Raw genomic sequence first — 18,803 nt, forward strand, 5'->3', positions numbered from 1 at the left:
AAAGTGGTCGGTCGCAGCGCGGCCGGCCACTTTTTTCTTTGATATTGTTTGTACTCTCACAGCGTGAACTGACGGGTCTCCATGGAAATTTTCGGTATTCCCCATCAAGCCTTTCTGGGCCAGCTGCTGCTGGGCCTGGTCAATGGCGCGTTTTACGCCATGCTCAGCCTCGGGCTCGCGGTGATCTTCGGCCTGCTGGGCGTGGTCAATTTTGCGCACGGCGCACTCTACATGCTGGGCGCATTTGCCGCCTGGATCATGCTCGACAAGTTCGGCATCAATTACTGGGCGGCGCTGATCCTGGCGCCGCTGCTGGTGGGCGCGCTTGGCGTGGTCATCGAACGTCTTTTCCTCAAACACCTGTACAAGCTCGACCCGCTGTACGGCCTGTTGCTGACCTTTGGTCTGGCGCTGATTCTCGAGGGTGTGTTCCGCGAGCTCTACGGCGCGTCGGGCCAGTCCTACAACGTGCCTGAACTGCTCTCGGGCGCGACCAACCTGGGCTTCATGGTCCTGCCGAACTACCGCGCCTGGGTGGTGCTGGTGTCGCTGGTGGTCTGCCTTGGCACCTGGTACCTGATCGAGCGCACCCGGCTCGGCGCCTACCTGCGCGCCGGCACCGAAAATGCAGCGCTGGTGCAGGCCTTCGGCATCAACGTCCCCATGATGGTGATGCTGACCTACGGCGCCGGCGCCGCGCTGGCCGCGCTGGCCGGTGTGCTGGCCGCGCCCATCATCCAGGTCAACCCGTTGATGGGCTCCAACCTGATCATCGTGGTGTTTGCCGTGGTCGTGATCGGCGGCATGGGCTCCATCATGGGCTCCATCCTGACCGGTCTCGGCCTGGGCATCGTCGAAGGGCTGACACGGGTGTTCTACCCCGAAGCGTCCAACATCGTGGTGTTTGTCATCATGGTCATCGTGCTGATGTTCCGGCCCGCTGGCCTGTTCGGCAAGGAGGCCTGAGCCATGAGCCCTGCCATCACTTCCCCTCATGACAACAAGCAGATGACCCAAGCCGCCAAACTCATTCGAATCACCTACATCGCGCTGCTGATCCTGGCGCTGGTGGCACCCATGCTCGGGCTCTACCCGGTGTTTGTCATGAAGCTGCTGTGCTTCGCCATTTTTGCCTGCGCCTTCAACCTGTTGCTGGGTTTCACCGGCCTGCTGTCGTTCGGCCATGCGGCATTTTTCGGTTCGGCCGCCTATGCCACTGGCTGGGTCGTCAAGTCGCTGGGATGGACGCCCGAGCTGGGCCTCCTGGCCGGTGTGGTGGCCTCGGGCCTGATTGGCCTGGTGGTCGGCCTGGTCGCCATCCGGCGCCAGGGCATCTACTTCGCCATGATCACGCTGGCGATTGCGCAAATGGTGTATTTCGTCTGCCTGCAGGCACCCTTTACCGGGGGTGAAGACGGGCTGCAGGGCGTGCCGCGCGGCGCGCTGTTTGGCCTGTTCTCGCTGGAATCGGACATTGCCTTGTATTACCTGGTAGTCGCGGTGTTTGTCGGCTGTTTTCTGGCCATTTCACGTATTGTGCGTTCGCCTTTCGGCCAGGTGCTCAAGATGATCCGTGAGAACGAGCCGCGCGCGATTTCGCTGGGCTACCAGGTGGACCGTTACAAGCTGCTGGCCTTTGTGCTGTCGGCCGCGCTGGCCGGCCTGGCCGGATCGCTCAAGACCCTGGTCATGGGTTTTGCCACCCTGTCCGACGCGCACTGGTCGATGTCGGGCGAAGTGATTTTGATGACGCTGCTCGGCGGTGTCGGCACCTTCTTCGGCCCGGTGTTCGGCGCCGGCATCGTGATCTCGCTGCAGAACATGCTGGCCGACAAGGTGGGCTCGTGGGTCACGGTGATCATCGGCGTGATTTTTGTGATGTGCGTGCTGGCCTTCCGCAAGGGTGTGGTCGGCGAGTTGCAGGCCTATCTGGAGCGGCGCCGGCGCGCTGTGGCGGCGCCCGACGCGTAAGCCGCGCACGGGTCCGGCAGGCCCGCCCGGTCAAGATGGCCTAGTTGTCTGCTGGTGCGTCTGCTGCTGCGTCGGTCGACAACGCCTCCGCAACATGCTGGGGCACCACCAACTGGCCCTGGTCATCGGGCAAGGCCTCGATGCTGATCACCGGCGCCGAGGAGCTGACCCCGCCGAACATGGTTGCAAACGCGGCATCTGCCGCGTCGCGTCCGGTGGCCAGGCGCACAAAACCCATCGGAATCGCGGTGCCTGAGGGATCGAACATGTACCAGCGGTGGCCCACATAGACCTCGACATAGGCGTGAAAATCGGTCGGACCGAGTGCCGGATCGGCGCCGTAATCAATGCCGCTCACAAACCTCGCCGGAATGTTGACCGCGCGGCACAACGCAATCATCAGGTGCGCAAAGTCGCGGCAAACACCGGCCTCGTCGATCAGCGTGTCGATGGCCGTGGTGTTGCCAGTGGAGCTGTTGGACATGAAGGTCACGCGCTGGTTGACCCAGTCACGGATGGCCTGGACCCGGCTGTAACCCTGGCGCAGCTGGCCAAACTCCTTGACGGCCAGCCGGTGCAGGCGGTCGGACTGGCAATAGCGGCTGGGGTAGAGGTAGGGCAACACCGCGCCTGGCAGCTGCAGCACCCCGACTTCAGCGACCTGATCGGGTTGCGCCACATGGTGGCGTATGTCCACCGTCGCGCCGTAACTGACCGTCAGGGGACCGGGCAGAGCCCTGAACTTGAGGTAGCGATTGCGGCTGACCGCATCGGTATAAAACTCGGGCTGCAACACCTGGCTGATACCCAGGGTTTCGCTGACCACCGCCTGTTCGCGCGTGTGGGCCGCCTGGATGTTGAAGAGGAAATCGCAGCCCGCATCGGCGACCTGGTAACCCAGTTCAATCGAAAATTTAAGCCTGACCATACAGTGTCTTCCTGAAGTGATGCGGCAGCCCCGCCTGCTATACGCAGGCTGCGTTCGCAGAGAAATGGCGGGGGCGTGACTACGGAAGACCGCTGACATCGCCGCGTTACATCGATTGTGGCGCGCAAAAGCCGGCAGCGGACTGCAAGGGGCCGAACAGCCATGATGCTGGCGATGTAGGCGCATCTTCGAACGGCGCAAGGGCTGACGCGCACCAGGTGCGGCCACCTACAGACACACGCGGGGCCCGCAACGGACGCTCGGCCGGCGCTCGGGTGAAACCCGATTTGCTTCTGTTTTTATAGCTGCCTGCGCAATACCGATGGGGGCTAGCGGCCTTTTTGACTTAAAAACTCAAAAGGGCAGAAGCTGTCCGCGGTAGTCCAGCAGGGCCCCGGTATGGGTTGGGGCCAGACCAGCAAGTACAGCCAGCAGATCACTGGCAGCTTCCTGCGGCGGGCGCACCGTGAGCCCGGTTTTGACAAAGGGCTGGCTCAGTGGCGAGTCCACCGTACCCGGGTGCAGCGCCACGCAAATACTGTCCCTGTTGCTGCGCGTCAGCTCGATGGCCGCAGTCTTGACCAGCTGGTTGAGCGCCGCCTTCGAAGCCCGGTAGCCATACCAGCCACCCAGCGCGTTGTCGCCTATGCTGCCGACCTTGGCGGAGACAAAGCCGGCCACGCAGCGTCCCTGCCGGGGCAGCAGCGGAAAGAAATGTTTGACCAACAGCGCCGGGCCCAGGGTGTTGACCAGGAAGACCTGCTGCAGGTAGCCGGCATCGAGGTGGCGCCAGCCGCGTTCGGGCTGGCCTTGCGGGCCATGCAGAAAACCGGTCGCGACCAACAGCAGGCGCAGCGCCAGCCCCGACTCGGCACAGATCCTGGCCACAGCCTGCGCCGCAGCGGCGATGCTGGCCTCCTCCGCATAGTCGATGCGGATCTCGCTGGCGCGACCCAGGCCCAGCACGCGGCCGTAGTGCCCCTCCTGCTGCAGTTGCACCTGCAGGGCCGCGCCCAAGGCCCCGCTGGCGCCCACCACCACCGCCAGACCGGGTCGGGACTCGCTCACAGGACTGCCACTCAGGCCTCGTCCATGAACCGCACCTTGACACTTTTGCCCTTGACGCCCCCATTGGCCAGCTTTTGCTGCGCCTGGCTGGCAATCGCGCGGTCTACCGCGACATAGGTGGAGAACTCATTGACGTTGATCTTGCCGACCTGCTCGCGCGTGAAGGGCGGCACATGGCCGGCCTCGCCGGTCAGCGCGCCCAGCACGTCGCCGGCACGGATTTTTTCCTTGCGGCCACCGACGATCTGCAAGGTCACCATGGGCGGCAGCAGCGGCTCATTGCTGGCAGGCAGCAGTTCGCTGAGCTTGTGCCACTCGGACTCGGCCTTCTGCAGCACTTCAATTTTTCCGACGTAACCCATCTCGTCCATGCTGGCCAGGCTGATGGCCCAGCCCTCTTCGTCGGCGCGGCCGGTGCGGCCGATGCGGTGAATGTGCACTTCGGCATCCGGCGTCACGTCAACGTTGATGACCATTTCGAGCTGCGTGATGTCCAGCCCGCGCGCCGCCACGTCGGTGGCCACCAGCACGGAGCAGCTGCGGTTGGAAAACTGCACCAACACCTGGTCACGTTCGCGCTGCTCGAGCTCACCAAACAGCGCCAGCGCGCTGAAGCCCTGGTCCTTCAGATAAGCCACGAGCGCGCGGCACTGCGACTTGGTGTTGCAGAACGCCAGCGTGCTGGCCGGCCGGAAATGGCGCAGCACCTGCGCCACAGCGCCGAGCCGGGCTTCGTCGTGGTCGCTGTCGGGCACCTGGTACCAGCGCTGCTGGATCTTGGTTTTTTCATGCTGCGCCTGGACCGTGATGGTTTGCGGCGTCTTCATGAACTGCTGGCTGATTTTCGCAATGCCTTCCGGGTAGGTGGCCGAGAACAGCAGGGTCTGGCGCTCTTTCGGGCACTGTTTGGCAACCGTCACGATGTCCTCGAAAAAGCCCATGTCCAGCATGCGGTCGGCTTCGTCGAGCACCAGCGTGTTCATGGCTTCCAGCGTCAGGTTGCCGCGCGCCAGGTGGTCCATGATGCGGCCCGGCGTGCCGACGACGATGTGCGCGCCGTTTTCCAGGCTCGCGGTCTGGTTGCGCAACGGCACGCCGCCGCAGAGCACCACCACCTTCACGTTTTCCTCGGCGCGCGCCAGGCGGCGGATTTCGGTGGCGACCTGGTCAGCGAGTTCGCGCGTCGGGCACAGCACCATGGCCTGCACCGCAAAACGCCGTGCATTGAGGTTGGCCAGAAGGGGGATCGCGAAGGCGGCGGTCTTGCCGCTGCCGGTTTTGGCCTGCGCAATCAGGTCCTTGCCGGCCAGCGCCAGCGGCAGGCTGGCCGCCTGGATCGGTGTCATGGCCAGGTAACCCAGGGTTTTCAGATTGGCCTGCATTGCAGGATTGAGTGGCAGCGTGCTGAAGTCAGTGCTTGCTGCGCCGGAAGTGGAAGGGGAAGAAGTCATCCCCTGATTATCGGCGCTGGGGCTTTTCCGACCCGCTGGCGCACCTGGAGAGCCCCCGGCCGGTACAGGTAGCCCCCCGCCGCGAGCGCTCCAAATATCAGTCAAAACAGGCATCAGCCCTTATGTAGCAAGCGCCACCAGCTACTGTATTTATAGCATGCAGGCGCTCGCCAGGACCGGCGCAGCTTCCCGTCCCCGGAGGCCCGACACGGCGTAAGCTTGCCGGAATGCCTTTCTTGTTTGCCCGCCACCCCCTTCCCGCCCGCCATGCCCTCAACTGATACTTCCGCCGCCCTGGTCCAGGCCTTGGGCCAGCAGGGCCTGACGCTTTTCCTGGCGCTGCTGACCTTGCTGCTGCCGGTCACTGCCCTGCTGTGGTGGCTGGTGCAGCGTTACGCGGTGCCTGACAAGACCAGCACACTCCCCGCCGGCGCCTTTCTTCTGATCCGGCTGGCAGCGGGCTTTGCCGTGCTGGTGGCGGCAGCGGCCGTTTTTGCCGAAATTGCCGAAGTCCTCGGTGACGGACCCCGCGCCGGCCAGCTCGACCAGCTGTTTTCGGACGCGCTTCGCGGCAGCACTGCCAGTTGGGCCCTGCAGGTTTTCGCGTGGATCACGCGGCTCGGCGACACCGCCATCCTGGCGACCTGGGGTGGGGGGGTGGCAACGGTGCTGCTGCTGCGCGGTCGTCGCTGGCTGGCCCTGGGCTGGGTGCTGGCCGTCAGCGGCAACGCTCTGCTCAACACCACCCTCAAGGCACTGTTTGAACGAACCCGGCCGGTGCACGACAGTGCCCTGACGCACGCCAGCGGCTGGAGTTTCCCGAGTGGGCACAGCTCCGGGTCGGTGGTCGTCTACGGCATGCTGGCTTATGTGCTGATTCGCAGCCTGTCGCCAGCCATGACGCGTCTCGCCAGCCTGCCGCTGGTGCTGCTGGCCGCCGCCCTGGCGTTTTCGGTCGGCTGCAGCCGGGTTTTTCTCCAGGTCCATTTCGCCACTGACGTACTCGCCGGATTTGCTTCCGGCACGGCCTGGCTGGCCGTGTGTGTGAGCAGCATCGAGCTGACACGCCACTATGGCCGCCCCCAAGCCGCCGCCTCAAGATAAGGACAAGGCCGGGCCCATCAGCATCGGCCACAGGCTGTGCGCCTGCATCACTTCAGCGGTGACAGAACACGGGCCGGCGCTTTTCCACGAATGCGTCAGTTCCCTCGCGCGCATCCGGCGAAGCCACCGCAATCATGAACTGCGCCGCTTCGATGGCCAGGCCCTCGTCGATGGACACATTGAGCCCCCTCGTCACGGCGCGCAGCGAGGCCGTCACGGCCACGGCGGAGTTTTCGGCAATGCGATCGGCCATCCGCAGACAAGCCGTCAGCAGCTCATGGGCCGGCACCACATGGTTGACGAGGCCGAGCAACAGGGCTTCCTCGGCGCTGATGGCGTCGCCGGTCAGGATCATCTCGTTGGCGCGTTTGCGGCCGATGTGGCGGGGCAGGCGCTGCGTGCCACCGAAAGGGGGAGGAAAGCCGAGCCGGATTTCAGGTTTGGCAAAGCGCGCATGTTCAGCCGCGATTGCCAGGCTGCAGGCCTCCATCATTTCGCAACCGCCGCCGAAGGCGATGCCGTTGACGGCCGCGATGACGGGCTTGGGGTAATTTTCGATGCGGCGCGTCATCGCCTGGCCGCGCATGACGAAATTGCGCCAGGCCGTCTCGGGCGATGCCGCGACGTCGGGGGCGAAACCCGCAATATCAGCGCCCGCACTGAAGGCCTTGCCGCCCTGCCCGGTCACCACCAGGCAGCGCACGCTGTCGTCGCGCTCCAGGGCGTTGAGCCTGTCCATGAGTTCGTCTATCAGTTCATAACTCAGCGCATTGAGCTTCTCGGGGCGGTTGAGGGTGAGCACCACATGGTGGCCATGGCGTTCGGTTTCTATCAGCATGTTGTTTCCATCGGGTGTGGGGCAGGGGTAGAGAGGGACGAAAATGACAGGACGCCCCAGCCACGCGGGGCACCCACAAAGTAGATCGCCGCTTGCGGCGTGACAAAGGACTGACGGCTTTCGAGCACGACGTCGCTGTCCCGGCGCCCGGCCAGCGCATCACTGGTGATCCAGAGGCAGCCCCCGGTGCAGGTCAGGATCTGGCCGCGGCGCAGGCGCAGGGGTTTCGGGATGGACCCGAGCGTCAACGGGGGTTGGGCAACACACATGGCAGTCTCCTTGAAAAGTGTGGTTTGATTCTTCCCTCGTCCCGGCCCGCGCGGCCGGATGGTTTGTCATCCGGGGTATTCCTGCCATTCATGCCATGCTGAGTCCTTCTTCTTCCCATGCCCTGCGCGCCATGTCACTGGACGCGATACGCGGCTTTGAATCGGCGGCGCGGCACCTGAGCTTCACGGCAGCGGCCGAGGAGTTGTGCATCACGCAGTCGGCGGTCAGCAAGCAGATCAAAACCCTGGAAGACGCGCTCGGCACAGCGCTCTTTCTGCGCGGCGGCAAGGGGTTGAGCCTGACGCCGCAGGGCCGTGAGCTTTATGAGGCGGCCCGCGCTGCGCTGGCGCAACTGACCTCGGCCGTGGACCGCCTGCTGGCGGTCGACCGGGCGTCGGTAGCGGTCACCACCACGCCCTCATTCGCCGCGCTGTGGCTGGCGCCCAAACTCGCGAAATTCCAGCGCCTCGAACCCGCCATTGACGTGCGGGTCGATGCCTCGGAAGCCCGGGTGAACCTGGAGCGCGAAGGCATGGACCTGGCCGTGCGGCTCAAGCCTGTCTTGCCCGCCGGCGAAGGCCCGCCGCCCTTGCTGCAGGAACAAGCGCTGCTGGTCGCGGCGCCCGCCGTGGCGGCGCGCATCCGCTCGGCCACCGACATCCTGCACACGCCGCTGCTGGTGTACCACGACCCGGCCATGCGCTTTTCGTGGATGTCCTGGACGGCCTGGTACGAGCGCCTGGGCCTGCCGCCGTCGGCCCGGCAGCCTTGCCTGTATTTTTCGCAGTACGAGCACGTGCTGGCCGCCGCCGTGCAGGGCGCCGGGGTCGCCATCGGTCGCACACCGCTGGTGCTGCCACTGCTGGGCAGTGGCCAATTGAATGTGGTCCTGCCCGGCCAGACGGTGGCGGGTTTGGGCTACCACATCGTCACGTCGACTCATGGCGGGGAACGGCCGGCGGTGCAAAAATTCCGTGCCTGGCTGGAGCGCGAACTCGCACAGGAAGCCATCGGCTGAGGCGAATGACCATGGAGGCCGGAACAGGCTCCTAGGCCCAGGCGCCGGTACCTTCGAGCGCCGGCGACAGGATCGCCTTGCCCCAGCGCAGGGGCAAAGAGGACTCTACCAGGCGCATCGATTGCACGCTGAAACGCATCAGGCGCTGCGCGCCGGCAAAGCATTGCAGTTCCGGACCGTCCCAGATGATGTCGGCCGTGACCGCCAGGTAAAGCAGGTCGCCCCTGGCGAAATCCATGAACAGCAGCCCGGCGCGCGGATTCACCACCAGGTTGCCCAGCGTGTTGAAGAAATGGTTGCCGGCGAAGTCCGGCACCGTCAGCACGTCGTCCCCGTCCAGCCGTACAAAGCCGGGCTTGCCGCCGCGGTGAGACACGTCCACGCCTCCGGCGCGGCCCGCCTGCACGCTGTCGCCGGCGTAGGCCGTGGCGATAAAAAACGTGTCGGCACCGGCGATGATCCGGCGCGCCGCAGCGTTGAGTTTCAACAGCTCGTGCACCACTGGCGCGGCACTGCTTCGGTCGCCCGGATGCACTGGCTCGCGCGCCTGGATGTATTTGGGACAGTTGCCGAAACTCTGGCTGACCTCCACCGTGAAACCCGCAGCACCCACCCCGTGCAACACGCCGTTCATGCGATTGCGCCGGCGCGTGTGCGGCGTGATGCCGAGCAGGCCGATGGGGGCGCCTTCTGCCAGGTTGGCTGCCAGCGGATCACCCGCCAGCGGCTGCGCCTGGAGAACCAGATGCTGCGGATCCGGGGAACGGATAAATCCCGGTGCTTGCACCAGCACCGAGGCCCAGGGCTGGGCGTCGGTGTCCAGGGTACCGACAATGACCCATGGCAGCTGTTCAAAAAAATCCCGATGCTGATCCGGCATGAAGTTGCGGATCACCTGCGGGCCGATCTGAGTCAGGCGCTCCTGCACGCCCACGCGCGCCTGCACTGCACGTTCGCCTTCGTGAAACACGGGCGGGGTCATGAAATCCCCCCTGCGGTATTCACCCCGGAAACAATCCTTCGTTTCATGCTGCCAGCCCAACAGGGGTCCTCACCATCGGCACAAAACCCGGCAAGGCCTCAATACGGGCCAGCCAGGCGCGCAGCGCCGGATAGGGATCCAGCGACACCTTGCCTTCAGGCGCATGCGCCACATAGCTGTAGTTGGCGATGTCGGCCAGCGTCGGCGCGCTGCCGACCAGAAAGGGGGCGCGGGCCAACTCCTGCTCCATCACTTCGAACAGGGCATGGGCACTTGCCACGGCCTCGGCATTTTCCGGCCGTTTGAACAACTGGTTGACGCGCGCTGCGGCCGGGCCGAAAGCGAGTTGTCCTGCGGCGACCGACAACCAGCGCTGAACGTTGGCGGCGGCCAGTGGCTCGCGCGGCAACCACTGATGATCAGCCCCAGCGGCATACCGACCTGCAAGGTACACGAGGATGGCATTGGAGTCCGCCAGGGTGACCTCTCCGTCCTGAATCACCGGCACCTGACCAAACGTATTCATGGCCAGAAACGCCGGCGCTTTATGCCCTTTGGCCATCAGGTCGATCTCGATCAACTCAAAAGGCAGCTTGAGCAGGGACAGGAAAAGTTCGACCCGGTGAGAGTGCCCGGAAATGACGACGCGGTGGAGTTTGATGGGCTGCGCGGGGGCGACCGTGTGGTGTGTGCTCATGCATATTCCTTCGAAAATGAGTTCAGGTGAAGGTATTTTGTTTGATCCGATAACATGAATAAATACTCAAAATTGGATTTAACTCATCCAAAATTCGGAGTAATTCATTTAGCATGAGCCCATGGACAAATTCAAGGCCATGCAGGCATTTATCCACATCGCGGAAGAAGGCAGCCTGACCGCCGCGGCGCGGGTCATGGAATCGTCTTTACCCGCCATGGTGCGCACCCTCGCCAGTCTCGAGAGCCACCTGGGTGTGCGGCTTTTCAACCGCACGACCCGGCGCATCGCGCTCACAGACGAGGGGCGCCGCTACCTGATTTTTTGTGAGCAGGTACTCGCAACGGTGCAGGAGGCCGAGGCATCGGTAAGCCCCCAGATGGGGGAGCCACGCGGCCAGCTCGTCATCACCGCGCCGGTGTTGTTTGGACAGATGTATGTGGCGCCTGCGGTCACCCGATTTGTGCAACGCTACAGCGAGGTGGGTTGCCGGGTGATGCTCCACGACCGGGTGCTCAATCTCCTGGAAGAGGGAATCGACGTGGGCATCCGCATCGGCGAGCTGGAAGACTCTTCACTGGTAGCGCAGAAAGTCTTCGGGATACGCCGCCTGGTGGTCGCCAGCCCGGACTACCTGCGCAAACACGGTGTGCCGGGACATCCGCGCGACCTGCGGTCTGCCAATTGCGTTCGGTTTACCGCGCCGACGGGCCCGTGGTGGACTTTTCACGAAAAGGGGAAAACCTTCACGGTACCTGTCACTGGCAATCTCGAATTCAACAACGCTGCGCCTGCGGTCGAGGCCTGCGTTGCAGGGATGGGTTTTGGCATGTTCATCTCGTACCAGGTCGCCCCCTACGTGCAGCAGAAAAGGCTCACCGTGGTGCTCGACAGTTTTGAGCCGCCGCTGCGTCCGGTCAGCGTGGTTTATCCCCACTCGCGCCTTCTGCCGGCGCGCACGCGGATTTTCATTGAATGGATCAAGGCCGAACTGTTGCAGCTCAATCACGCTGCCCCGCCTCAGCCGCATCGGGAACGATGACCCCCGCCGGGCATGGGCGACGGACCGGTGGTAAGGTCGGCGCCAACTCTTTCCAATGATGGCAACCCATGAAAAATTTCGACTTTGACCTGTTCGTCATAGGCGGTGGCAGCGGCGGCGTGCGCGCTGCACGCATGGCCGCGCAGCGCGGTGCACGCGTGGCGCTGGCCGAGGTGGCGGCCATGGGCGGCACCTGCGTCAACGTCGGTTGCATTCCGAAAAAGTTGTACAGCTACGCGGCACACTATGCCGAAGCCTTTGAAGAATCGCGCGGCTTTGGCTGGACCGGCGAGGCGCCAGTGTTCGACTGGGAGCGGCTCAAGACCAACCGGGCGCTGGAAATCTCGCGCCTGAACGGCGTCTACATCCAGCTGCTGCAGGGCTCGGGCGTCCAGATCATCGAGGGCTGGGCCACACTGGCCGACGCCCACACGGTGGAAGTGGAGGGCCGTCGCTACAGTGCGAAACACATCCTGGTCGCCACCGGCGGCCGGCCCAGCCTGCCGGAGGTGAAAGGCCGCGAGCTCGTCATCACCTCGGACCAGATTTTCGACATCGCTCCTTTTCCCACGCGCCTGCTGGTGGTGGGCGGTGGCTACATCGCCTGCGAATTTTCCTCCATCTTCAACGGCCTGGGGGCGAAAGTCACCCAGCTGTACCGCGGCGCCCAGGTGCTGCGCGGCTTCGACGCGGAAGTGCGTTCCTTCGTGGCCGCGGAAATTGTCAAGACCGGCGTGGACTTGCGGCTGCACGCCGACGTGGCGGCCATCAGCCGGGCGGCGGACGGGCTGCATGTGCAACTGCAGGACGGCAGCAGCACCACGGTGGACGCGGTGCTGTACGCGACGGGCCGCCTGCCGAACGTGGCCGGCCTGGGCCTGGAAAACGCGGGCGTCCCGCTCAACCACCAGGGGGCGATTGAGGTCAACGCGCACTACCAGACGGCGGTGCCGTCCATCTACGCGCTGGGCGACGTGACCGCACGCATCCAGCTGACGCCGGTGGCACTGGGCGAGGCCATGGTGGTGGTTGACCACCTGTTCGGCGCCGCAGCCGGCAAAAAGCCGCGCCACATGAGTTACGACTTCATCCCGACCGCGGTGTTCACCCATCCGAACATTGGCACCGTGGGTTATTCGGAAGCCGATGCGCGCAAGGAATTCGGCAAGGTCAGCATCTACCGCAGCGAGTTCAAGGCGCTCAAGCACACGCTGAGCGGCAGCACAGAACGCACGCTGATGAAGCTGGTGGTGGACGACGCCTCCGACCGTGTGGTCGGACTGCACATGGTGGGCGCCGACGCGGGTGAAGTGGTTCAGGGTTTTGCCGTGGCCATGAAGGCCGGAGCCACCAAGGCCGTTTTCGACAGCACCATCGGCATCCACCCGACGGCGGCGGAGGAGTTTGTCACGATGCGCGAGCCGGTGAAAGAGCCGGCGCGCGGTCCCTGAGCAAGCCGGCGGGCACGCGGTGCCGCGTTCCCGCCGGCAGACTCAAAACGCGCGCACGCCCTGGTGCCAGGCCGCCCGCACAATGGGCATGTCACCGCTCATGCGGACCCGGATCAGGTCCGCGCGCAGGCCGGGGGCCAGTTCTCCGCGGTCTGTCAGGCCGATGGCGCGGGCCGGGTTGCGTGTGACGGTGTTGACGGCCTTGGGCAGGCTCCAGCCGGCCGTATCACGCAGCAGAAAGGCTGACTGCAGCAGGCTGGCGGGCACATAGTCCGACGAAAAAATATCGAGCAGGTCGAGCTGCGCCAGTTCCGCCGCCGACACATTGCCCGAATGCGAGCCGCCCTTGACCAGGTTGGGGCCGCCCATGACGATGCCCATGCCCGCCGCGCGGGCCGCCCGGGCGGCCGCCACAGTGGTCGGAAATTCCGAGATGGCGATGCCTTCCTTGCTGGCCTGCTCGACATGCGCCACTTCCGTGTCATCGTGGCTCGCCACCGGCAGGTCCCGGGCGCGGCTGCCGGCAATGACAGCCGCCCGGTTGGGAATGGCAAAACGCTCCTGATGTGCCCGGCGTTCCTGCACCAGGGTCTCATATTCCGCGTCATTGAAGCTGCCGTAACGCTCGGCATAACGCCGGTACTTGCCGAGGTCGCGCCACTGACGCTGGCCCGGCGTGTGGTCCATCACGCTGACCAGTTCGAGCAGCGAGTCGTCGGCATAGTGTTCGAACACTTCCACGATGTCGGGAGCCGAGACCTCGCAGCGCAGGTGCAGCAGGTGCTCGACCCGCAGCAGGCCTTCGGCGCGGCACTCGTGCAAGGCCTCGATCGACACATGCTGGGTCTGGCTGCGTGTACCGCCCTGGTCCATGTCCCCGATCACCACGGAATCGAGCACTGTCATGATGCCAGCGGCCGCGCACAGCGCGTCATGCATGACCGTGGCGGAGTGGGCGTTCCACAACACGCCCGGACGCGGCACCAGGTGTTTTTCGAGGTTGTCGGTGTGCAACTCGACCAGGCCGGGCAGCAACCAGTCGCCGGCCCAGTCTTCCGCCCCGGTCACCGAGGTGTCACCGCGCTCGACGGATCGGATGAGGCCAGCTTCGACCACCAGACAGCCGGTGAACTCTTCGTCAGCCGTGACAATTCTTGCGTTTTTGATGATTTTCTGCTTCATGGAGATCTTCCGGTTCAGTTTGATTTTCGATAGTTTTCAACATCCAGGCAGCGGCTGGCCACCGCTTCGCGCACTTCGTCGTCATGAAAGATTCCGACCACGGCGGCCCCACGCGCACGCGCCGCATGAATCAACTCCACCACGACGCGGCGGTTGTCGGCGTCCAGCGAGGCGGTTGGTTCGTCGAGCAGCAGCACGGGGTGATTGGCGATCAGGCCATGCGCGATGTTCACACGCTGCTGCTCACCGCCGGAAAAGGTCGCGGGCGGCAGGTGCCACAGACGCTCGTGCAGGTTCAGGCGCGCCAGCCACTGTGCGGCCTGGTCGCGCGCCTCGTCTGCGGCCACGCCGAGGCGCCGCAGCGGCTCGGCCACGATGTCCAGCGTCGAGACCCGTGGAATCACGCGCAGGAATTGCGACACATAACCGAGCGTGCGGCGGCGCACATCCAGCACCTCCCGCGGTGGTGCCGCGGACAGGCTGATCCACTGCGCCTGGTGGCGGATGCGCACCTCCCCGCTGCTGGCGCTGTAATTGCCGTACAGGCAACGCAGCAAGGAACTTTTTCCGCTGCCGGAATGGCCGGTCAAGGCCAGGCACTCACCGGAGGCGACGCTCAGGCTGATGCCGGAAAAAACAGGCAGCGCGATGCCGCCTCGCGCGTGCAGGGTGAAGGTCTTGGAGAGATCGCTGGTTTCTAGGACAGATGTCATGGTGATGTTCGGGTGGCGAATCAGGGGGTGAGAACGGAAGACACCAGCAGCTGGGTGTAGGGATGCTGCGGGTCGTCGAGCACACGGTCGGTCAGGCCCTGCTCGACCACGCAGCCGTCTTTCATGACCAGCATGCGGTGCGCCAGCAGGCGCGCCACCGCGAGGTCATGCGTGACAATCACGGCCGCCAGGTGGAGCTGGTCCACCAGTTCGCGCAGCAGATCAAGGAGCCGCGCCTGCACCGAGACATCCAGCCCGGTGGTCGGCTCGTCCATGAAGACCAGCCGCGGATGGGTCACCAGGTTGCGCGCAATCTGCAGGCGCTGCTGCATGCCGCCCGAGTAGGTGCCGGGCAGGTCGTCGATGCGGTCCACATCGAGTTCGACCCGTTCCATCCAGCTCAGGGCCTCGCCGCGCAGCTTGCCGTAATGGCGCGCCCCCAGGGCCATCATGCGTTCGCCGATGTTGGCGCCGCCGGAAACATTCATGCGCAGGCCGTCGCGCGCATGCTGCTCGACAAAACCCCAGTCGGTGCGGGCCAGCCAGCGCAGCCGCGCCTCGGACAGCCCGGCCAGATCCACCAGCCCGGACGCACCGCGTGCTGCGGCAACGCCGCTGCCGGCCTCCTCCCGCAGGTCGTAATGGACCGACCCTTCGTCACACGCCAGGCGGGATGCCAGCAAACGCAGCAGCGTGGACTTGCCGGAGCCGGATTCACCGACGACCGCCAGCACCTCGCCGGGGTAGAGGTCAAAACTCACACCGCGGCAGGCCCAGCGCAGGCGCTGGCCCTGCATGAACTGCTTGCCGGCGTCGCGTACGGACAGGAGGAGATCGTCGCTCATTGCGCGCCCCCCACTGCCTGGCGCGCCAGCGCGTCCGGCATCTGTACGGCCTGCTGCAGGCCCACATGCCCGGCCTCACGGCGTCCGCTGCAGAAGTCACTGTCCGAACAGACAAACAGGCGGCTTCCTTCGTCATCCACAATCATCTCGTCGAGAAAACTCTCCGCCGCGCCACACAGGGCGCAGGCGTGCTCCCAGCGCTGCACTTCAAACGGGTGGTCTTCAAAATCCAGGCTGCGCACAGCGGTGTAAGGCGGGATGGCGTAAATGCGTTTCTCCCGCCCTGCGCCGAACAGCTGCAGGGCCGGGTTCATGTGCATCTTGGGGTTGTCGAACTTCGGTATCGGCGAAGGAGAGGTCAGGTAGCGCTCGTTGACCAGCACCGGATAATCGTAGGTCTTGGAGATCGCGCCGAGCTGGGCGATGTCCTCGTAGAGCTTGACGTTCATCAGCCCGTATTCTCCCAGCGCATGCATGGTGATGGTTTCGAGGCGGCGCGGCTCCAGCCGGAACAGCGGCTCCGGCATGGGCACCTGGTAAACAATGGTTTGCGCTTCAGTCAAGGCGGCTTCCGGAATGCGGTGCCGCGTCTGGATGATGGTGGCCTTGGCGGTTTTTTCCGTCGTCGGCACACCGGTGGTGCGTGCGAAAAAACGGCGGATGTTGACCGCATTGGTGGTGTCGTCGGCCCCCTGGTCAATCACCTTGAGCACATCCGTTCGGCCGATGATGCTGGCCGTGACCTGAACGCCACCGGTACCCCAACCGTAGGCGAAGGGCATTTCACGCGAGCCGAAAGGCACCTGGTAACCCGGAATGGCGACCGCCTTGAGCATGGCGCGGCGGATCATTTTTTTGGTGCGTTCGTCAAGAAATCCGAAGTTGTAATGTTCGTCCATCATGCTGCTTTCTGTATCGCCGGTTCGGGGTGAGGGGCCGGGGCTCGATGGCCCGGGTCTGCGTTTTTTTCGTCCTGCCCCTGCTGCGCGTGGGCAGCCCGCAGCCGGCGCACCAGTTCCAGCTCGGACTGGAAGTCCACGTAATGCGGCAGCTTCAGATGCTGCACAAAGCCGGAGGCCTCCAGGCTGTCGGCATGGGACAACACAAACTCTTCGTCCTGCGCCGGCGCCACGGCCAGCTCGCCCAATTCGCGGGCACGCAGTGCGCGATCGACCAGCGCCATGGCCATGCTTTTGCGCTCAGCACCGCCAAAGGCCAGCCCATAACCCTGGGTGAACTGCGGCGGCACCTCGCGGTTGCCGGCAAACTGGTTGATCATCTGGCACTCGGTGACTTCCACCTCACCGATATCTATCTCGAAGCCCAGCTCGTCGGCCAGAATTTCCACCGACACCGTACCGCGCCGGATCTCACCGGCAAAGGGATGGGCATTGGCATACCCGCGCTGGGTGGAGTACCCCAGGCCCAGCAGCCAGCCCTCGTCGCCGCGCGCCAGGGCCTGCAGGCGCAGCGGCCGGTCCGCAGGAAACATCAGGGGCTCACGCGTCAGGTCTCCCGGCTCGCTGTCTGCGACGGGTCGCGGTGTCTCCATCAGGCCTTCACGCGCCATCAGTTCATTGACACGCGGCATGCTGGCCGGCAAGGGCTGCGCCACGGGCTGCGGCGCTGCCGGGCCCTGCGCGCTGTCACCTTCGGCCAGCAAGGCGAAGTCAAGCAGGCGCTGGGTGTAGTCGTAGGTGGCGCCCAGCACCTGGCCCCCGGGCACATCCTTGAAAGTGGCCGAGACGCGACGCGTCAGCTTCATCTGTGCCGTGTCCAGCGGCAAGCTGTAGCCGAAACGCGGCAGCGTGGTGCGGTAGGCACGCAGGAGAAAAATCGCCTCGATCAGGTCGCCACTGGCCTGCTTGATCGCGAGGGCGGCCAGTTCGGGGTCGTACAGGGAGCCTTCGGACATGACGCGATCCACTGCCAGCGACAGCTGCGTGCGGATCTGCGCCACCGACAGTTCCGGTAACGAGAGATCACCGCGGCGCTGCGCGGCAAGCAGCTGCCAGGAGTTCTCGATCGCGGCGGTACCGCCCTTGACTGCTACATACATGGTCGAGACTCCTGCCGAACTGCCTCAAGGGCGGCCTGCGCCCCCTCGTGGGGCAGCGAAAAAATGTGAGCGAGGGGGTTCATGTGACTCCTTCCAGACGGCGTACGCGGGTCGTGCGCGGCAGCCCCAGCGCCAGGCCTGCACAGGTAAAAACAATGTCCACCCCTTGCGGAAACGCGGCATGGTTGGCCTGCCACTGCGTCCAGAAGGGGTCGGGCAGGCCGGCAATACGCACCGTCTGCATGTCCTGGATGCCGGGACCGCGCCACTCGACGGCCGGGCCGCCGTCCAGCGAGGGGACTTCCACCAGCAAGGTGGCCGAGCGTTCGGGCGCCTGCGCCGAGCCTGGCGCAAAGCTGTCTAGCGGCGGCATGGCCTCCGCATCAACCAGCACGGCAAAGGTGGCCTCCTGCGGTGCGGCAGCCCGACCCGCCCCCGTGTGAAACCGCAGCCAGTCCGGAGCGGCCCCCTCAGCGCGTTGCCACCATACCGGGGTGTCGTCATCGGTCAGAGCAAGCAGCAGATGCGCCATGGCCGGGCCCAGAGTCAGGCCCTGGACCTGGGCGCCTAGCACGAAAGGCCGGCCCGGCCGCGACAGCGCATCGAGCACGCGGCGAAAGGCGGTTTGCGCGTCATGCACCGGATCAGCGAAACCGGCACTCATCAGAGGGGCCTGCTTCATGCCTGGCCCCGCACAAAGGTGAAAAATTCAACTTTCGATGCCGCCGCGGCGCGGCTGGTCGCGTCCTGCTGTGCGGCCTGTTGCCTGGCCAGCGGCTCAAGCACCTCGCGCATGAGGTCCGCGTGGCGTGCGGGGTCCTGCAGGAGTGCATCAAGCACGGCAATCAGTTCGGCCTTGCGGCGGTCGCGCCCCAGCGCGTAACCCACGCCGAGCGCGCCCGAACCGACGCGCAGGGCACAACGCGTCACACTGGCCTCCCCGAGGTTGAAGGCGTCGCCGGTGCCCCCGACCCGGCCGCGCAACATGACCATGCCAGATTCGGCAGGGCGGACATGCGCCAGCGGCGGCACGACGCCCAGGAGCGACCACGCCTTTTCAAGTTCGGGCCGGCTGGCACGTGCCAGCACGGCCAGCCAGCGCCTGCGGGATTTGTGGTTTGGGTTGATTGACTCGTTTGTCATACAGATGTCTAAATCAGTCACTAGAGTTGGGTGTGTCAGTA

General features: G+C 64.9%; 20 protein-coding genes. 6 read left to right on the forward strand and 14 right to left on the reverse strand.

The features are described 5' to 3' along the window. The first annotated feature begins 81 nt into the window (after window positions 1-81). Together PSV33_RS06215 and PSV33_RS06220 are read left to right on the forward strand one after the other, a co-directional pair. Window positions 82-966, forward strand: coding sequence for a branched-chain amino acid ABC transporter permease (locus PSV33_RS06215; protein ID WP_096699924.1), 885 nt, complete (start codon window positions 82-84; stop codon window positions 964-966). 42 nt (window positions 967-1,008) lie between these two features. Further along, window positions 1,009-1,971: a branched-chain amino acid ABC transporter permease gene (locus PSV33_RS06220; protein WP_300560045.1), complete on the forward strand. Its 963-nt coding sequence runs from the start codon at window positions 1,009-1,011 to the stop codon at window positions 1,969-1,971. Window positions 1,972-2,011: 40 nt separating this feature from the next. Here the strand turns inward: PSV33_RS06220 and PSV33_RS06225 are convergent, their stop codons facing one another. The 3 genes from PSV33_RS06225 to dbpA all read right to left on the reverse strand — a co-directional run bounded on the left by PSV33_RS06225 (window position 2,012) and on the right by dbpA (window position 5,418). Continuing rightward, window positions 2,012-2,899: a transglutaminase family protein gene (locus tag PSV33_RS06225; RefSeq protein WP_300559903.1), complete on the reverse strand. Its 888-nt coding sequence runs from the start codon at window positions 2,897-2,899 to the stop codon at window positions 2,012-2,014. Between the two features lie 354 nt (window positions 2,900-3,253). Further along, window positions 3,254-3,967: an SDR family NAD(P)-dependent oxidoreductase gene (locus tag PSV33_RS06230; RefSeq protein WP_300559905.1), complete on the reverse strand. Its 714-nt coding sequence runs from the start codon at window positions 3,965-3,967 to the stop codon at window positions 3,254-3,256. An 11-nt stretch (window positions 3,968-3,978) separates the two neighbouring features. Then, window positions 3,979-5,418: an ATP-dependent RNA helicase DbpA gene (gene dbpA, locus PSV33_RS06235; RefSeq protein ID WP_300559907.1), complete on the reverse strand. Its 1,440-nt coding sequence runs from the start codon at window positions 5,416-5,418 to the stop codon at window positions 3,979-3,981. 267 nt (window positions 5,419-5,685) lie between these two features. Between dbpA and PSV33_RS06240 the strand changes: the two genes are divergently transcribed. Beyond that, the gene (locus PSV33_RS06240; protein WP_300559909.1) at window positions 5,686-6,522 is read left to right on the forward strand and encodes a phosphatase PAP2 family protein; all 837 of its coding nucleotides are present in this window, start codon (window positions 5,686-5,688) and stop codon (window positions 6,520-6,522) included. A gap of 52 nt (window positions 6,523-6,574) precedes the next feature. Here the strand turns inward: PSV33_RS06240 and PSV33_RS06245 are convergent, their stop codons facing one another. Then, entirely contained in the window at window positions 6,575-7,360 is a 786-nt protein-coding gene (locus tag PSV33_RS06245; protein ID WP_300559911.1) for a crotonase/enoyl-CoA hydratase family protein, read from the reverse strand. Beyond that, window positions 7,354-7,629: a DUF2917 domain-containing protein gene (locus PSV33_RS06250; RefSeq protein ID WP_300559912.1), complete on the reverse strand. Its 276-nt coding sequence runs from the start codon at window positions 7,627-7,629 to the stop codon at window positions 7,354-7,356. Before PSV33_RS06250 ends, PSV33_RS06245 begins: the two co-directional genes overlap by 7 nt. A gap of 95 nt (window positions 7,630-7,724) precedes the next feature. Here PSV33_RS06250 and PSV33_RS06255 point away from each other — a divergent pair, with 95 nt between their 5' ends. Next, window positions 7,725-8,648 carry a LysR substrate-binding domain-containing protein gene (locus PSV33_RS06255; protein ID WP_300559914.1) on the forward strand — a complete coding sequence of 308 codons (924 nt, stop codon included), beginning with the start codon at window positions 7,725-7,727 and terminating at the stop codon, window positions 8,646-8,648. 31 nt (window positions 8,649-8,679) lie between these two features. Here PSV33_RS06255 and PSV33_RS06260 read toward each other — a convergent pair whose 3' ends face one another. Beyond that, a complete protein-coding gene (locus tag PSV33_RS06260; protein WP_300559915.1) occupies window positions 8,680-9,630 on the reverse strand; it encodes a pyridoxamine 5'-phosphate oxidase family protein in 951 nt (316 codons plus the stop codon). 43 nt (window positions 9,631-9,673) lie between these two features. After that, window positions 9,674-10,327, reverse strand: coding sequence for a glutathione S-transferase family protein (locus tag PSV33_RS06265; RefSeq protein ID WP_300559916.1), 654 nt, complete (start codon window positions 10,325-10,327; stop codon window positions 9,674-9,676). A gap of 121 nt (window positions 10,328-10,448) precedes the next feature. On the opposite strand from PSV33_RS06265, the gene PSV33_RS06270 reads away from it, so the two are divergent. Further along, entirely contained in the window at window positions 10,449-11,369 is a 921-nt protein-coding gene (locus PSV33_RS06270) for a LysR family transcriptional regulator (RefSeq protein ID WP_300559917.1), read from the forward strand. 68 nt (window positions 11,370-11,437) lie between these two features. After that, window positions 11,438-12,820, forward strand: coding sequence for a glutathione-disulfide reductase (gene gorA, locus PSV33_RS06275; RefSeq protein ID WP_300559918.1), 1,383 nt, complete (start codon window positions 11,438-11,440; stop codon window positions 12,818-12,820). A gap of 42 nt (window positions 12,821-12,862) precedes the next feature. Here gorA and PSV33_RS06280 read toward each other — a convergent pair whose 3' ends face one another. From PSV33_RS06280 to phnG, 7 genes are all read right to left on the reverse strand, one after another. After that, window positions 12,863-14,002, reverse strand: coding sequence for an alpha-D-ribose 1-methylphosphonate 5-triphosphate diphosphatase (locus PSV33_RS06280; RefSeq protein WP_300559920.1), 1,140 nt, complete (start codon window positions 14,000-14,002; stop codon window positions 12,863-12,865). A gap of 14 nt (window positions 14,003-14,016) precedes the next feature. After that, on the reverse strand, window positions 14,017-14,715 hold the full coding sequence (gene phnL / locus PSV33_RS06285) for a phosphonate C-P lyase system protein PhnL (RefSeq protein WP_300559921.1): 699 nt from the start codon (window positions 14,713-14,715) through the stop codon (window positions 14,017-14,019). A gap of 20 nt (window positions 14,716-14,735) precedes the next feature. Continuing rightward, complete coding sequence (phnK, locus tag PSV33_RS06290) at window positions 14,736-15,560, reverse strand: phosphonate C-P lyase system protein PhnK (RefSeq protein ID WP_300559922.1); 825 nt, start codon at window positions 15,558-15,560, stop codon at window positions 14,736-14,738. Beyond that, window positions 15,557-16,462 carry an alpha-D-ribose 1-methylphosphonate 5-phosphate C-P-lyase PhnJ gene (locus tag PSV33_RS06295; RefSeq protein ID WP_300559923.1) on the reverse strand — a complete coding sequence of 302 codons (906 nt, stop codon included), beginning with the start codon at window positions 16,460-16,462 and terminating at the stop codon, window positions 15,557-15,559. The genes phnK and PSV33_RS06295 overlap by 4 nt, the downstream gene beginning before the upstream one ends. Next, a complete protein-coding gene (locus PSV33_RS06300; protein ID WP_300559925.1) occupies window positions 16,459-17,619 on the reverse strand; it encodes a carbon-phosphorus lyase complex subunit PhnI in 1,161 nt (386 codons plus the stop codon). The genes PSV33_RS06295 and PSV33_RS06300 overlap by 4 nt, the downstream gene beginning before the upstream one ends. Window positions 17,620-17,698: 79 nt before the next feature. After that, entirely contained in the window at window positions 17,699-18,301 is a 603-nt protein-coding gene (phnH, locus tag PSV33_RS06305) for a phosphonate C-P lyase system protein PhnH (protein WP_300559926.1), read from the reverse strand. Continuing rightward, the gene (gene phnG / locus PSV33_RS06310; RefSeq protein ID WP_300559928.1) at window positions 18,298-18,762 is read right to left on the reverse strand and encodes a phosphonate C-P lyase system protein PhnG; all 465 of its coding nucleotides are present in this window, start codon (window positions 18,760-18,762) and stop codon (window positions 18,298-18,300) included. The genes phnH and phnG overlap by 4 nt, the downstream gene beginning before the upstream one ends. Window positions 18,763-18,803 lie beyond the last annotated feature (41 nt).

Origin of the sequence: Polaromonas sp. (genome assembly GCF_029945895.1) — a bacterium.
In the GTDB taxonomy this organism is placed as follows: Bacteria; Pseudomonadota; Gammaproteobacteria; order Burkholderiales; family Burkholderiaceae_C; genus Polaromonas.